The sequence below is a fragment of the Microvirga sp. HS2 genome (assembly GCF_055792805.1).
Genome location: NZ_JBVVAJ010000022.1, coordinates 58,506 through 71,348, shown reverse-complemented (window position 1 = coordinate 71,348; position 12,843 = coordinate 58,506). Strand labels below are relative to the sequence as shown.

Annotated in this window: 11 protein-coding genes; 2 read left to right on the top strand and 9 right to left on the bottom strand. The window is 64.5% G+C overall.

The window, feature by feature from the left end; translation table 11 throughout:
* Window positions 1-68 precede the first annotated feature (68 nt).
* On the bottom strand, window positions 69-1,106 hold the full coding sequence (locus ACS5Q0_RS18245; RefSeq protein WP_473128071.1) for an ABC transporter substrate-binding protein: 1,038 nt from the start codon (window positions 1,104-1,106) through the stop codon (window positions 69-71).
* Window positions 1,107-1,347: 241 nt separating this feature from the next.
* Here ACS5Q0_RS18245 and ACS5Q0_RS18240 point away from each other — a divergent pair, with 241 nt between their 5' ends.
* Entirely contained in the window at window positions 1,348-2,382 is a 1,035-nt protein-coding gene (locus ACS5Q0_RS18240; protein ID WP_473128070.1) for a TerC family protein, read from the top strand.
* Between the two features lie 110 nt (window positions 2,383-2,492).
* On the opposite strand, the gene ACS5Q0_RS18235 is transcribed toward ACS5Q0_RS18240, so the two are convergent.
* Complete coding sequence (locus tag ACS5Q0_RS18235) at window positions 2,493-2,954, bottom strand: Lrp/AsnC ligand binding domain-containing protein (RefSeq protein WP_473128069.1); 462 nt, start codon at window positions 2,952-2,954, stop codon at window positions 2,493-2,495.
* A gap of 113 nt (window positions 2,955-3,067) precedes the next feature.
* Here ACS5Q0_RS18235 and putA point away from each other — a divergent pair, with 113 nt between their 5' ends.
* Entirely contained in the window at window positions 3,068-6,166 is a 3,099-nt protein-coding gene (gene putA, locus ACS5Q0_RS18230; RefSeq protein ID WP_473128068.1) for a bifunctional proline dehydrogenase/L-glutamate gamma-semialdehyde dehydrogenase PutA, read from the top strand.
* A 113-nt stretch (window positions 6,167-6,279) separates the two neighbouring features.
* On the opposite strand, the gene ACS5Q0_RS18225 is transcribed toward putA, so the two are convergent.
* The 7 genes from ACS5Q0_RS18225 to ACS5Q0_RS18195 form a co-directional block, all read right to left on the bottom strand.
* Entirely contained in the window at window positions 6,280-6,795 is a 516-nt protein-coding gene (locus ACS5Q0_RS18225) for a 2'-5' RNA ligase family protein (RefSeq protein ID WP_473128067.1), read from the bottom strand.
* 38 nt (window positions 6,796-6,833) lie between these two features.
* Window positions 6,834-7,235 (bottom strand): F0F1 ATP synthase subunit epsilon, encoded by a 402-nt coding sequence (locus ACS5Q0_RS18220; protein WP_473128066.1) that lies wholly within the window; start codon window positions 7,233-7,235, stop codon window positions 6,834-6,836.
* A 116-nt stretch (window positions 7,236-7,351) separates the two neighbouring features.
* Window positions 7,352-8,806 carry a F0F1 ATP synthase subunit beta gene (gene atpD / locus ACS5Q0_RS18215; protein WP_473128065.1) on the bottom strand — a complete coding sequence of 485 codons (1,455 nt, stop codon included), beginning with the start codon at window positions 8,804-8,806 and terminating at the stop codon, window positions 7,352-7,354.
* A gap of 21 nt (window positions 8,807-8,827) precedes the next feature.
* On the bottom strand, window positions 8,828-9,700 hold the full coding sequence (locus ACS5Q0_RS18210; protein WP_473128064.1) for a F0F1 ATP synthase subunit gamma: 873 nt from the start codon (window positions 9,698-9,700) through the stop codon (window positions 8,828-8,830).
* A 37-nt stretch (window positions 9,701-9,737) separates the two neighbouring features.
* Window positions 9,738-11,267 carry a F0F1 ATP synthase subunit alpha gene (gene atpA, locus ACS5Q0_RS18205; protein WP_473128063.1) on the bottom strand — a complete coding sequence of 510 codons (1,530 nt, stop codon included), beginning with the start codon at window positions 11,265-11,267 and terminating at the stop codon, window positions 9,738-9,740.
* The gene (locus ACS5Q0_RS18200; protein ID WP_473128062.1) at window positions 11,267-11,839 is read right to left on the bottom strand and encodes a F0F1 ATP synthase subunit delta; all 573 of its coding nucleotides are present in this window, start codon (window positions 11,837-11,839) and stop codon (window positions 11,267-11,269) included. The genes atpA and ACS5Q0_RS18200 overlap by 1 nt, the downstream gene beginning before the upstream one ends.
* Before the next feature lie 238 nt (window positions 11,840-12,077).
* A complete protein-coding gene (locus ACS5Q0_RS18195) occupies window positions 12,078-12,638 on the bottom strand; it encodes a histidine phosphatase family protein (protein WP_473128061.1) in 561 nt (186 codons plus the stop codon).
* Window positions 12,639-12,843 lie beyond the last annotated feature (205 nt).

Below are 12,843 nucleotides of genomic sequence, written 5' to 3'. Positions count from 1 at the left end.
TGCAGCGGACCGCCTTCACGCGAAATGAAAGAGGCCCGGTCACTGCCATGACCGGGCCCCGGGGTGTCTCAGTTCACTTTCCGCTGATCGGCAGCGGGAAGAAACTCTTCCGTGAAGACGCTCTCCACGGTCGGCTTCTGCTTGTAAGTAAAGGTGAGCCCGATCTGGTCGAGAGCCTTGGCGAAGCGCTCCTTGTCGATGCCGCCGAAGCCGTTCTCCTTCACCCACGGCGTGACCATGTTCTGCTCCAGCACCATTTTGAGGCGCTCGAGCTCCACGTCCTTCTTGGCGACGTCGTTGCGCTTGATGACCGAATCCACGGCGCTCGCCGGATCCTTTACCGTATCATGCACGCCCTTCATGATCGCGCGCAGAAGACCTTTCACGGCTTCGGGCTTCTCCTTCGCGAACTTCTCCGACACGATGATGGCGTTGCCGTAGAGGTCCACGCCGTAATCGCTCATGAGCAGGACGACGATGTCGTCGGCCGGAACGCCGCGGGACTTCAAATTGATATAGGAGGACATGGCGAAGCCGAACACGGCATCGACCTCGCCCTGCGCCAGCATCGGCTCGCGGACAGGAAAGCCCACATTCTCGAACTTCATGCTGGAATCGTCAATTTTGTTGACCGCCTTGAAGATCGGCCATTGCGCAAAGGCGCCATCCGCCGCCGGCGCGCCGAACGTCTTGCCCTGCAGGCTCGAGACCTCCTTGGAGATGCCGCGGCTCTTGCGGCCGATGATCGCGAAGGGCGGGCGATCGTACATCATCATGACCGCCTTGATGTCCGTGCCGGGGTTCTCGTCGCGGAAGCGCACCAGCGAGTTCACGTCGCCGAAGCCCGCATCGTAAGTGCCCGAAGCGACGCGGGAGATCGGCTCGCGGGAACCGGCCGCCGGGTCGATCGTGACATCCAGCCCCTCCGCCTTGAAATAGCCCTTGTCGAGGGCCACGGCGAAGGGAGCTGCCGGACCCTCCCAGCGCCAGTCGAGGGAAAACCGCACGGGCGTCTGCGCCTGCGCAGCGGCGGTGCCGAAAAGCACCACAGCACCGGCCAGAAGCCCCCTGACCCACTGCGCCTTAGTCGAACGTTCCGACACCATCACCATCACCCCTGTTCCGGCCCCGCGACCTGAAAGCCGACCTTGCCTGTTGGTGAACATGCAAGCAGATCGGTGCGCCGGGTCAAGTCCGTTGCCCGGGCAAGCCCGCCCCGAAGGCTCTCATCTGACGAAAAATTGAGCATTCCTTCCTGTCCGGGAGCCCTTGAAGGGTTGAGGCGCCGCCCCCATGTTGGCCGCTGTCGGTGACCGGGCCCCTCTGGCAGGCGAATGAAGCCCTGCGATGTCGGAACCGACGTGGTTCAACAACGGGTTCGGTCATATGCTCGAAGTCTTAGGCTTAAGCTGGCTCGGCACGCCTCTATGGATGTGGCTTGCCTTCCTTGGAATCGTCGTCGCTCTCCTCGTGCTCGACCTCGGCGTGCTGCATCGCAAGCACCATGAGATCGGCGTGCGCGAGAGCCTTCTCATGAGCGCCTTCTACATTACACTCGGCATCGCCTTCGGCGGCTGGGTGTGGTGGTATATCGGCCCCGACGCGGGCATGAACTACCTGACCGGCTTTGCGGTCGAAAAGGCGCTGGCGATGGACAACGTGTTCGTCATCGCCATGATCTTCTCCTTCTTCGCCGTGCCGCGGCTCTATCAGCACCGGGTGCTGTTCTGGGGAATCCTGGGCGTCATCGTCCTGCGTGCGCTGATGATCGGCTTCGGTGCGGCGGTGATCTCCCAGTTCTCGTGGGTGCTCTATCTCTTCGCCGCGTTTCTCATCGGCACGGGCGTGAAGATGCTCGTCTTCTCGGACACGGAATACGACATCGCGAAGAATCCGGTGATCGGCTTCATGCGGCGCCGCTTCAACGTCACGGACGAGCATCACGGCCAGCACTTCTTCGTGAGAATGCCGCATCCCAAGACCGGCAGGCCCGCGTGGTTCATGACGCCGCTCTTCATGGCGCTGGTGCTCGTCGAGATCGCGGACGTGATCTTCGCCGTAGACTCCGTCCCGGCCATCTTCGCCATCACGACGGACCCGTTCATCGTCTACACGTCGAACATCTTCGCGATCCTGGGGCTGCGCGCGCTCTACTTCGCACTTGCGGCCATGGTGCACCGCTTCCACTATCTGAAGTATGCGCTGGCCTTCGTGCTGATCTTCATCGGCTCGAAGATCTTCGTGGCCGATATGCTGGGCCTTGCGAAGATCCCGGCTCCGGTCTCGCTTGGGGTGACCTTCGCCATCCTGGCCGCAGGCGTGGGATGGAGCCTCTGGAAAACGCGCGACGAGGCTCCGGAGGGCGACCGGGTCACCGGCTGACACCGTCCGCATCATCCCCGGGCTTGTCCCGGGGATCCACGCCTTCCTGTCGCGCGGTTCACAAGACGTAGATGGCCGGACCCAATCCGGCCATGACGGCCAGAGCCCCCTCACACCGGCAGCATGCCGTCGCTCTTGACCTCTTCCATCACCGCATAGGTGCGGGTCTCCTTGACGCCCGGCAGCGCCAGAAGGATCTCGCCGAGGAAGTGGCGATAGGCTCCCATGTCGGCGACGCGCGTCTTGACCAGATAGTCGAATCCGCCCGCCACCATGTGGCATTCGAGCACCTCGGGCGCCCGTTTCACGGCTTCCGCGAATTTCTCGAAGACGTCCGGCGTGGTCTTGTCGAGAGAGACCTCCACGAAGACCAGGAGTTCCAGACCGAGCCGATGCGGGTCGAGCCTCGCCCCGAAGCCCGCGATATAGCCGTCCCGCTGCAGGCGCTTCACCCGGTCGCTGGTGGAGGTCGCCGAGAGGCCGACCTTCTCGGCGAGGTCCACCGTGGAAATCCTGCCGTCCTGCTGCAGGAGCTTCAGGATCTTCTTATCGGTCCGGTCGATTTCCGTCATTTACGCGCCCATATGCCAGTTTGACCACGTTCTTTAAGGCAAAACTTATAATATTGCCATCGAAACGCGGCCGTGGACCTCTTATATTCTGCGGAAACCTTCAGAGGCCCGTCATGACCTTCACCCCCAGCATTGCCCTCTCCTTCAATCCACCTTTCGCCGAGGACGATCAGGCGATGGCCGCCCGCCTTCTGGCGAGTTCCCGCCTGACCCCGGAACGGGAGCGCCGCGTCGACGAGCGCGCCACTCGCCTGATCGAGGCCATCCGCGCTAAGGGCGGCGGCCTCGGCGGCGTGGAGGAGATGCTCCGGGAATATGCCCTTTCCACCAAGGAGGGCCTGGCCCTGATGGTGCTGGCGGAAGCCTTGCTGCGGGTGCCCGATGCCGCCACGGCCGACAAGCTCATCGAGGACAAGCTCGGCCAGGCGGATTTCGCGGGCCACGAGGCGAAATCCGATGCCTTCCTGGTCTCGGCCTCGGCCTGGGCGCTCGGCATCACCGCTCGCGTGATCCAGCCGGGCGAGACGCCTGAGAGCATCCTGGGCCAGCTCACGAAGCGCATCGGCCTTCCCACCGTGCGCGCCGCCACCCGCCAAGCCATGCGTGTGATGGGCAATCACTTCGTTCTGGGTCAGACCATCGAAGAAGCCCTCAAGCGGGCCTCCTCCTCCAAGGGCCGCATCTATCGCTATTCCTTCGATATGCTGGGCGAGGGAGCCCGCACGGCGGAAGACGCGCGCCGCTACTTCGAGTCGTACGCCTCGGCCATCGACGCCATCGGCCGCTCGGCGGGCAACGAGCCGCTGCCGAACCGCCCGGGTATTTCCGTCAAGCTCTCGGCGCTGCACCCGCGCTACGAGGCGACGAGCCGCGACCGGGTGATGCGCGAGCTCGTTCCGCTTGTGATCCAGCTCGCGCAGAAGGCGAAGTCCTACGACCTCAACTTCACCATCGATGCCGAAGAGGCCGATCGGCTCGAACTCTCGCTGGAGGTGATCGAGGCCGTGGTCGCCGATCCGTCGCTGGCGGATTGGAAGGGCTTCGGGCTCGCCATTCAGGCTTATCAGAAGCGCGCAGGCTCCGTGATCGACGCAATCGCGGCCATCGCTGAGCGCTACGATCGCCAGATGATGGTGCGCCTCGTGAAGGGCGCCTACTGGGACACCGAGGTGAAGCGCGCTCAGGAGCGCGGGCTCGACGATTATCCGGTCTTCACCCGCAAGGCGATGACGGACCTGCACTATGTCGCCTGCGCCGAGAAGATGCTCAGCTTGCGCCCGCGCATCTATCCGCAATTCGCAACCCACAATGCCCTCACGGTGGCCTCGATTCTCGAACGCGCGGGCGGAACGGAAGGCTACGAGTTCCAGCGCCTGCACGGCATGGGCGAGGCGCTCTATGCGCGCCTTCTGGAAGACAATCCGGGCCTGGCCTGCCGCGCCTATGCGCCGGTCGGCGGCCACCGCGACCTGCTCGCCTATCTGGTGCGCCGCCTGCTCGAGAACGGCGCGAATTCCTCTTTCGTGTCCGTCGCGGCCGACCCGAACGTTCCGGTAGACGCCCTGCTCAAACGTCCGGCCGACATCATCGTCTCCGCCGATCAGGCCCGGCACCCGAAGCTGCCGCTGCCGCGTGATCTCTATGGATCGGAACGCGCCAATTCGAAGGGCGTCGAGTTCGGTCACCGCACGTCTCTCGAGGGATTGCTCGGTGAGATCCGACAAGCGTCCCAGCAGAGTTTCCGAGCCGAGCCGCTCCTCGACGGCAAGGCCGCTTCCGGCGAGACGCGCCCGGTCGTCAGCCCCATCGACGGCACGACGATCGTCGGCCAGGTGACGGAAGCGACCCCGGACGTCGCGGACCGCGCCATGGCCTTGGCCCGCGCGGGCTTCGGCCCCTGGAGCCGCACGGATGCGCAGACCCGCGCCAAGGCTCTGGAACGGGCAGCCGACCTTATGGAGGAGCGCCGCGGCGCGCTGCTGCATCTGCTGCAGACGGAAGCGGGCAAGACTCTCGACGATGCGCTCTCGGAAGTCCGCGAGGCGGTGGATTTCTGCCGCTATTATGCGGTCCAAGGCCGCACGCTCTTCGCCTCCGGCGAGGCGATGCCGGGCCCGACCGGCGAGAGCAACGTGCTTCGCCTTCGCGGGCGTGGCGTGTTCGTGGCGATCTCGCCCTGGAACTTCCCGCTCGCCATCTTCTTGGGACAGGTGAGCGCAGCTCTCATGGCCGGCAACGCGGTCGTTGCGAAGCCTGCCGAGCAGACGCCGCTGATCGCCGACATGGCAGTGCGCATCCTGCACGAGGCCGGCGTGGCCAAGACTGCCCTACACCTCGTTCCCGGCGATGGCCGTGTCGGCGCGCGCCTTGTCGAGCACAAAGACGTGGCTGGTGTCGTGTTCACCGGCTCCACGGAAGTGGCGCGCATCATCAACCGCACCCTGGCGAACAAGGATGCGGCCATCGTTCCTCTGATCGCAGAAACCGGCGGGATCAACGCAATGATCGTCGATGCGACGGCGTTGCCGGAGCAGGTGGCCGACGATGTGGTGATGTCGGCCTTCCGTTCGGCGGGCCAGCGGTGCTCGGCGCTGCGTCTGCTGTGCGTGCAGGAAGACGTGGCGGACCGCATGATCGAGATGATTGCAGGCAATGCCCGGGAGCTGAAACTCGGGGACCCGCGCGACGTGTCGGTCCATGTGGGTCCGGTGATAGACCGCGAGGCCAAGGACAAGCTCGACGCGCACATCGCGGCGATGACGACTGAGGCGAAGGTGCGCTATGCGGGTACGGCGCCCGCGACGGGGACCTTCGTCGCACCGCACATCTTCGAGCTCAACAGGCCTCACGATCTCGCCCAGGAGGTGTTCGGGCCCGTGCTGCACGTGGTGCGCTACAAGGCCAATCGCCTCGAGGACGTGATCCAGGCGATCGAGGGAACGGGATACGGACTGACCCTCGGCGTTCACTCGCGCATCGATGCCACGGTGGACCGCATCGTCAATGCGCTCTCGGTGGGCAACGTCTATGTCAACCGTAACATGATCGGCGCGGTGGTCGGCGTCCAGCCCTTCGGAGGTCATGGCCTGTCCGGGACCGGGCCGAAGGCGGGGGGGCCGCACTACCTTCTGCGTTTTGCGACGGAGCAGACCGTGACGATCAATACGGCCGCCGCCGGCGGCAACGCGAACCTGATCGCCATGGGTGAGTGATCGGGCGCTCTCGTCATCCCCGGCCTTGTGCCGGGGATCCACGCCTTCTGGTGCGATGCTTCAAAGGCGTAGATGGCCTGGTCAAGCCCGGCCATGACGATGCGCGTCAGCATTTACCTTGCAGCAAACGGGAAGCGCCGCACGGCCTCCCACGGTCCACCGAGATACCACCAGAGGTCCAGGCCGATCGCTGTCGCCTGGAAAGGCACGAACGCTTCGGACAGCTCCAGCAGCAGGGCTCTCGCCGTTCGTGGGTCGACGTTGTTCTGAACCGTCACATGCGGCTGATGTTTCTGACGGTCCTGTGGTGTGAGCCAACGCGTCCAAGTCGGTGCGAGGCTGCGACGCAGTTCCGCGAGATCGGGAGAGTGGAGGACGTAGGCAACACCACGCCCGAGGGAGCGCAGGCCTGTGACATCGACGGGAAAGCACCTCAGCGCCGCACATTCCTGCTCGATCCGTTGCTGGATCGCCTCGACCTGCTCCCCGGGCAGACGATGGAATAACGTCAGATGGGCCGGAATAAAGTTCCGCTCCGGAGGAAAGTAACGCCGCCTCTGCTCGTCGAAGAAGGCCGAGGAGCGCTCGTCGAGAGCGAGTGTCAGAATGAGCGGCGTAGCATAGGTCATGAAAAGAAAAACCCGGCTCAAAGCCGGGTTGTTTCAATTCAGTAGTTCAGCGCCGCCTTGGCTTCGCGCAATTGCGCGATGGTCGATTCGGCTGCGTGCTTGGCGGCAGGCTCCGAGGTAGAGTCCCAGATCATCTCCGCCTGGAGGATTTCCTTGTCCAGAACGTCCTGCGTCAGCTCTTCCTCGGGAAGAGCGCGCTCGGCCAGCACGGTCAGACCGTTCTGGTTCACGTCGGCAAAGCCGCCACGGACGAGAACCCGCTTGCCGTTGCCCGGGTTGCTCGTGATGACGAGGAAGCCGGTCTTGAGGGTCGTCATCGTCGGCGCGTGACCGGCGAGAACCGTCATATCGCCTTCGCTCGCAGGCAGGACAACCGCGTCGACGGAGCCTGAGAACAGCACGCGCTCGGGAGAGACGAGTTCGAAATTGAAGGTGGCCATCTGAGCTTCTCGTCATCCGTCCGCTCTCGATGGGAGCGGTCCGGGATCGTTGGAGACAGGCTGGAAAAGCGAGTCCCGGAGCGTGCAGGCACGCTCCGGGACGAGCCTTCGTTCAATTAAGCAGCTTCAGCCGCGAGGCGCTGGGCCTTCTCGACCGCTTCCTCGATGGTGCCGACCATGTAGAAGGCGGCCTCCGGGAGGTGATCGTACTGACCGTCGACGAGGCCCTTGAAGCCCTTGATGGTGTCTTCAAGCGCGACGAGCTTGCCGGGCGAGCCGGTGAACACTTCCGCCACGTGGAAGGGCTGCGACAGGAAGCGCTCGATCTTGCGGGCGCGGGCGACGGTGAGCTTGTCCTCTTCGGAGAGCTCGTCCATGCCCAGGATCGCGATGATGTCCTGGAGCGCCTTGTAGCGCTGCAGCACCTGCTGGACCTGACGGGCGACGTTGTAGTGCTCCTCGCCGACAATGGCGGCGGACAGCATGCGCGAGGTCGAGTCGAGCGGGTCCACGGCCGGGTAGATGCCCTTCTCGGCGATCGAACGCGACAGCACGGTCGTGGCGTCGAGGTGGGCGAAGGAGGTCGCCGGGGCGGGATCGGTCAGGTCGTCGGCGGGCACGTAGATGGCCTGCACCGAGGTGATCGAACCCTTGGTCGTGGTGGTGATACGCTCCTGCAGAGCGCCCATGTCGGTGGAGAGCGTCGGCTGATAGCCCACGGCCGAAGGAATACGGCCGAGAAGCGCCGACACCTCGGAGCCCGCCTGGGTGAAGCGGAAGATGTTGTCGACGAAGAACAGCACGTCCTGACCCTGGTCGCGGAAGTGCTCGGCGACGGTGAGACCCGTCAGAGCGACGCGGGCGCGGGCGCCCGGAGGCTCGTTCATCTGGCCGTACACGAGCGCGCACTTGGAGCCGGCGGCCGAGCCGTTGTTCTCGGCCGGGTTCACGTTCACGCGGGACTCGATCATCTCGTGATAGAGGTCGTTGCCCTCGCGGGTACGCTCGCCGACGCCGGCGAAGACGGAGTAGCCGCCGTGCGCCTTCGCGACGTTGTTGATGAGCTCCATGATCAGAACGGTCTTGCCGACGCCGGCGCCGCCGAAGAGGCCGATCTTACCGCCCTTGGCGTAGGGAGCGAGCAGGTCGACGACCTTGATGCCCGTCACGAGGATCTGACCCTCGGTGGACTGCTCGGCGTAAGAAGGAGCGGGCTGGTGGATGGCGCGCTGGGCTTCGCCGGTGATGGGGCCAGCCTCGTCCACCGGCTCGCCGATGACGTTCATGATGCGGCCGAGTGTGGCCGCGCCGACCGGAACCGAGATCGGAGCGCCGGTGTCGAAGACTTCCTGGCCGCGCACCAGACCTTCGGAGGTGTCCATGGCGATGCAGCGCACCGTGTTCTCGCCGAGCTGCTGCGAGACTTCGAGCACCAGGCGGTTACCCTGGTTGGTGGTCTCGAGAGCGTTGAGGATCTCGGGGAGATGGCCTTCGAACTGCACGTCGACGACGGCGCCGATGACCTGCGTGATGTGGCCGACATTCTTGCCGGCGGTAGCGGTGTTAGCCATGTGAGGCTCCTCTCGGATTCGTCAGAGCGCCTCGGCGCCCGAAATGATTTCGATCAGTTCCTTGGTGATCATCGCCTGACGCGACCGGTTGTAGGTCATCGTCTGCTTCTTGATCATCTCGCCCGCGTTGCGGGTCGCGTTGTCCATGGCGCTCATGCGGGCGCCCTGTTCGGAAGCGACGTTCTCCAGAAGCGCGCGGAAGATCTGCACGGTCAGATTGCGCGGCAGGAGCGTCGTCAGGATCTCGCCCTCGGCGGGCTCGTAATCGTAGACGGCGTCGGATGCAGTGCCGGTTGCCTCGATCTGAGCGGGAATGATCTGCTGCGCCGTCGGGATCTGCGCGATCACGGAGCGGAAGCGCGAGTAGAACAGGGTCGCCACGTCGAACTCGCCGGCTTCGAAGCGCGCGAGCACCTTCTGGGCGATCATGTCACCCTGTTCGAACCCGATCTGACGCACGGAGCGCAGGTCGATCAACTCGATGATCTGCTCGGCGAACTGACGACGCAGAATGTCGTAGCCCTTCTTGCCGACGCAGATGATCTTGACCGTCTTGCCTTCGGCGAGAAGCCGATTGGCATGGTCGCGAGCCAAACGCGCGATCGAGGAGTTGAACGCGCCGCACAGGCCGCGCTCGGCCGTGCAGACGATCAGGAGATGAACCCGATCGGCGCCCGTTCCGGCGAGCAGACGCGGCGTCTCGGGCCCGACCGTGATGCCGGACGCGAGATTGCCGAGCACCGTAGCCATACGCTCCGCGTAGGGACGCGCGGCCTCCGCCGCGGTCTGCGCGCGGCGCAGCTTCGCGGCGGCGACCATCTGCATGGCCTTGGTGATCTTCTGCGTCGCCTTGACCGAGGCGATGCGGTTACGAAGGTCTTTCAAGCTCGGCATCGAGCGGCCCTACCCTCTCCGGAATTCCGGCTGGATCTTACGAGAACGACTTGGCGAAGGTCTGGACGACGTCCTTGAGCTTCGCTTCGGTGTCGCTCGACAGGTCCTTGGAAGCGCGGATCGATTCCAGGATGTCGGCGTGCTTGCCGCGCAGGAGCGCCAGGAGACCGTCCTCGAAGGCGCGCACGCGGTTGAGCGGCAGGCTGTCGAGGTAGCCGTTGACGCCGGCGTAGATCACGGCGACCTGCTCTTCCATCTTCAGCGGCGAGAACTGCGGCTGCTTCAGGAGTTCGGTCAGACGCGAGCCGCGGTTCAGGAGGCGCTGCGTGGTGGCGTCGAGATCGGAGCCGAACTGAGCGAAGGCCGCCATCTCGCGGTACTGCGCCAGCTCGCCCTTGATCTTGCCAGCGACCTTCTTCATCGCCTTCGTCTGGGCCGAGGAGCCCACACGCGACACCGAGAGGCCGACGTTCACGGCCGGACGGATGCCCTGGTAGAACAGATCCGTCTCGAGGAAGATCTGGCCGTCGGTGATCGAGATCACGTTGGTCGGGATGTAGGCCGACACGTCGTTCGCCTGCGTCTCGATGATCGGCAGAGCGGTGAGCGAGCCCGCGCCCTGGCTGTCGTTCAGCTTCGCGGCGCGCTCCAGCAGGCGGGAGTGCAGATAGAACACGTCGCCCGGATAAGCCTCGCGGCCCGGAGGACGGCGCAGCAGCAACGACATCTGACGATAGGCGACGGCCTGCTTGGACAGGTCGTCATACACGATCACGGCATGCATGCCGTTGTCGCGGAAGAACTCGCCCATGGCGCAGCCGGCGAAGGGAGCCAGATACTGCATCGGCGCGGGATCCGAAGCGGTCGCGGCGACGATGATGGAATATTCCAGCGCGCCGTTCTCTTCCAGAGCCTTCACGAACTGGGCGACCGTGGAGCGCTTCTGGCCGATGGCCACATAGACACAGTACAGCTTTTGCGACTCGTCGTTGCCCTGGTTCAGCGGCTTCTGGTTCAGGATCGTGTCGAGCGCGATCGCGGTCTTGCCGGTCTGACGGTCACCGATGATCAGCTCGCGCTGGCCACGGCCGACCGGGATGAGGGCGTCGATGGCCTTGAGGCCGGTCGCCATCGGCTCGTGCACCGACTTGCGCGGGATGATGCCGGGAGCCTTCACGTCGACGCGGCGGCGCTCGGTGAACTCGATCGGGCCCTTGCCGTCGATCGGGTTACCCAGCGCGTCGACGACGCGGCCGAGGAGACCCTTGCCGACCGGCACGTCCACGATGGCGCCCGTGCGCTTCACGGTCTGGCCTTCGGCGATCTCGCGGTCGGAACCGAAGATCACGACGCCGACATTGTCGGTTTCGAGGTTGAGGGCCATGCCGCGCACGCCGCTCTCGAATTCGACCATCTCACCGGCCTGGACCTTGTCGAGGCCGTAGCAACGGGCAATACCGTCACCGACGGACAGGACCTGACCGACTTCGGTGACTTCAGCCTCGGTGCCGAAGTTCTTGATCTGCTCTTTGAGAATCGCGGAGATCTCAGCGGCTCGAATGTCCATCAGCGGACCTCTTTCATCGCTAGACGAATGGAATTGAGTTTGGTGCGCACCGAGGCATCCACCATGCGGGAGCCCATCTTCACGATGAGGCCGCCGATGAGGCTCGGGTCGATTTTGACGTCGACAGCGACGTCGGCCTTGGCGACGTCGCGCAGCGCCGCCTTGATTTCGTTGAGAACGGCGTCAGACGGCGTCTCGGCCAGGGTCACCTGGGCCCGAACGATCCCCTTCGCGTCGGACACGAAGCCCTGATACGCGCGGATCATGTCCGGAAGGGCGAAGAGGCGACGCTTGGAGGCCACCAGGCGGATAAAGTTGCCCACCAGGCCTGCGATGCCGGCCTTCGCGAGGATGGCATCCATCGCGCGGGACTGCTCTTCAGCCGTGAAAACAGGATTGCGGATCAGGCGCTGCAGGTCTTCGCTGCCCCGGATCATCTCTTCGAAGCGGCCGAGGTCGCCGGCGACGGCGTCCACGGCATTGGCCTCCCGAGCGAGCTCGAACAGCGCCGATGCATAGCGCAACGCTACGCCCGACAGGAGGGGTCCTTCTTGCGAACCGCTTTGCGCCACGTAATCGTCTCTCTCAAGTTACGGGTTTCTCACCGGCGAGCTTTGAAACAAGCTGTCGGGAAACCCGTCAGGTCGATGGAAGTGAGCCTTAGGCGGGACCGTCTCCGCCCACAGGCGGGGGTGCACTAGCATGGGTTTTCCCAGGACGCAAGGCGAGCTGAGCCAGGAGCGGCCTGTAAAAATTCGGTGAAGCCGTCCGTGAGCGCGGCTCCGAAGCGGAATGCGCTTGAGGGCAAGGTCAGAGCTCCAGGACGGCCACCTCGCAATTGCCGAGGTATTGGCCGGTGAGCCGGCTGAAGAAGGTGCCGTGCCCGACGACGGCGATCATCCGCTCCGGGCGGCCTTCGAGCCAGCTCCGGAACTGTTCGACCCGCCCCTCGAAGATGTGGCCGGGCTCGTAGACGAAGCCCCGCGGGTCCGGCTCGCCCTCGTTGTGCCACCAGACCTCGTCCAGATGATCGAAGGAAAGGTGCGGGAAGTCCTGACGCAGCAGGGCCGGCGCGCGCCCCACGTCGCAGCTGCTCTCCAGATGCTCCCTGTGAAGGCATTCCACATGGATCGGAGGTGCCGCCGGATGTTCGCCGAACAGCCCCAGTGTGGTCTGGATCGCCCGGGTGAGCGGCGTGGTGATGACGAGCTCGTAAGAGTACCGGCGCAGCTCCCGGGCCCGCTCCTGCACCTGACTGAGGCCGAGCTCGGTCAGCGGCGCATCGAAATGCAGCGGATCCTCGCCGGTCTCGGCGAAATGGGCGTTGAAGGTGGATTGGCCGTGACGGATGCAGTGAACGATCTTGGACATGGTCTCCTCTCGCTAAACCATCGGGTCTCAATGTGGAATCCACTTTTTCAGGTCCATCCGATGCTCTTTTTCAAGCCGGCACCGGGCCGAAAGCCGGGACCGCTTATCCGCTCGATACTCCGACCACAAGAGCGCCTCCCGATCGATCCGATTGAGATACTCCGTCGCAGATCTCCCTTTGCGCCCTTGAGAAGCTGAGGCCGGA